Source organism: Allorhizocola rhizosphaerae (assembly GCF_003426775.1).
Taxonomy (GTDB): Bacteria; Actinomycetota; Actinomycetes; order Mycobacteriales; family Micromonosporaceae; genus Allorhizocola; species Allorhizocola rhizosphaerae.
This window is the reverse complement of the sequence record NZ_QJUG01000440.1, coordinates 1-2,365: the sequence shown is the minus strand read 5'-3', so window position 1 is coordinate 2,365 and position 2,365 is coordinate 1. Positions and strand designations below refer to the sequence as shown.

Here is a 2,365-nt window from a genome sequence, read left to right as displayed (position 1 = left end):
GCGGGGGTTGTGGTGCATCGGGGTTGACCTCGCTTGTTCGTCATAGGAGTGAGGTCGGGCGGCGGTGGCGGCGGATGTCGGGCCGGGGTTGGCGGGGGTTGTTTTGCATCGATTGGATTGACCTCGCTTGTCTGTCGGCGGCATGATGCTCAATTCGGGGGCCCACTGCCGGTTGTCCACAGGCCTGAGGTTATCCACAGTTAAGCCAATATCGGCTTGGCGTAAGGTTTTTCGCTCGGCCTAGTCTCGTGTACGTGCGTAAACCGTATGAGCCACAACAGAAGTCGCTGCCAGGTCCGTCCGCGTTCGATCCCGGGCGGCGCGGGGTCAAGGCCCTCGCCGTCGCCGCGGTCGTGGTTGTCGTGGTGGTCGGCTTCTTCGCCTGGCGGGCGTCGCCACGCTCCGAGCCGGTGGTCGCGGTGCCGGTGGGTTCGGCGAGTGTGGCCGAGTCGCAGCTGGTCGTCGCGGTCTCCGGCCAGGTGGTGCGGCCGGGATTGGTGCGCCTGCCGGCGGGTTCGCGGGTGGCCGACGCGGTGCAGGCGGCCGGGGGACCATTGCCGGGCGTCGACCTGTCCACCCTCAACCTCGCGCGCAAGCTGGTCGACGGCGAGCTCATCGCCGTCGGTGTCGTGAGTGGACAGTCGGCGGGTGCGGGCGACGGCAAGGTCAACCTCAACCTGGCGACGCTCGCCCAGCTCGACACGCTGCCCGGGGTCGGCCCGGTGCTCGCCCAGCGCATCATCGACTACCGCACGAAGCACGGCGGCTTTCGCAGCGTCAACGACCTGCGCCAGGTGGACGGCATCGGCGAGGAAACGTTCGCGCGGCTGAAGGAGCTGGTGGTGGTCTGATGGATTCCTCGCCGGTGAAGGATGGCTCCGCCCATGGGAGCCGTGGGCGTGGTGGCTCGCTCGATTTGCGGCTGGCGCCGCTGGCGCTTGGTTGTTGGGCCGCCGCGCTGTCCACCTTGCACGCCGGGCTGCGGGTGGGGTTGGTGCTGGGGGGTGTGGCGTTCCTGGCCGGTGGGGTGGCGGTCACGCGCCGGTGGCAGTGGCGATGGATCGTTGTGGCGGGCGCGGTGGGAGTCGCGTGCGGTGCGGTGACGACTGCGGCTAGGTTGTCCGCGGCAACCGCGCCGGAGTTGGCCGCGCTGGTGGCTGAGCGCGCCACGGTGGAGGTGGAGCTGTCGGTCAGCGACGATCCGCGGCTGTCCAGGTCGGGGACGTGGGTGGTGCCGGCGCGGCTGCGTGCGGTCGACGCGCTGGCGATGGACGTGGGTGTGCTGGTGCTCAGCGAGCACGAGGGGTGGCGCGGACTGCTGCCCGGGCAACGGGTGCGGGCGACCGTCCGATTTGGACCGGCCGGTGCAGGTGACCTCAAGGCCGCCGTGCTGTCGTCATCGTCCGCGCCCACGCGGTTGGGTGTGCCGTCGTGGGCGCAGCGGGCGGCGGCCAGCCTGCGTGCCGGGTTGCAGGTGGCGTGCGAGCCGCTCGACGACGGGCCGGGCGGTTTGCTGCCGGGCTTGGTCGTGGGCGATACGAGCCGGTTGCCGGCAGAGGTCGAGCAGCAGTTCCGCGACGTGGGGCTGACGCATCTCAATGCCGTGTCGGGGTCCAACGTGGCGATCGTCGTGGGGTTCGTGATCCTCGTGGCGCGGTGGTGCCGGCTAGGGCCGCGGTGGGCGGCGGGGCTCTCGCTGGTCGCGATCGTGGGGTTCGTCATCCTGGTGCGGCCGTCGCCGAGCGTGCTGCGTGCGGCGGCGATGGGCGGGGTTGGCCTGCTCGCGCTCGCGGGCGGGCGATCGAGGGCAGCGCTGCCCGCACTGTGCGCGACGGTCGCCGTGCTCGTCGTGGTCGACCCGGAGCTGGCGGGCGACGCCGGGTTCGCGCTGTCGGTGCTGGCGACCTCGGGCCTGCTCATGATCGCACCGCGGATGCGCGATGCGTTGCGGCGCAAGGGAGTTCCGGCCGGAGTCGCGGAGGCGCTGGCCATCCCGGCCAGCGCGCAGCTGGCGTGTGCGCCCGTGGTGGCCGGGCTGAGCGGAACCATCAGCCTGGTGGCCATTCCGGCAAACCTTTTGGCGGTACCGGCGATCGCTCCCGCGACGCTGACCGGTGTCGCCGCGGCCGTGGTGTCGCCGGTGTGGCCCGATGCGGCGCGGTTCGCGGCCTGGCTGGGCGGGTGGCCGGCGTGGTGGCTGGTGAAGATCGGCGAGGTGGGCAGCGGCGTGCCGGCCGGGGTGCTCGCGTGGCCGGGTGGGGTAGGCGGGGCGCTGCTGCTCGCCGGGCTCACAGTGGTTGCGCTGCTTGGGTTCCGATATCGGCGGGTGCGGTTGATCGTGGTGGTGCTCGGCGTCGCGGTGGCG

1 protein-coding gene and 1 pseudogene are annotated in these 2,365 nt (G+C 71.8%); both read left to right on the top strand.

Translation table 11 applies throughout. The features are described from left to right. Positions 1 to 269 precede the first annotated feature (269 nt). Positions 270 to 851 (top strand): annotated as a pseudogene (locus tag DM816_RS41550) (ComEA family DNA-binding protein); the annotation flags it as partial. Then, a partial coding sequence (locus DM816_RS41545) for a ComEC/Rec2 family competence protein (protein ID WP_162908416.1) occupies positions 851 to 2,365 on the top strand: 1,515 nt, incomplete at its 3' end. The pseudogene DM816_RS41550 and the gene DM816_RS41545, both read left to right, overlap by 1 nt.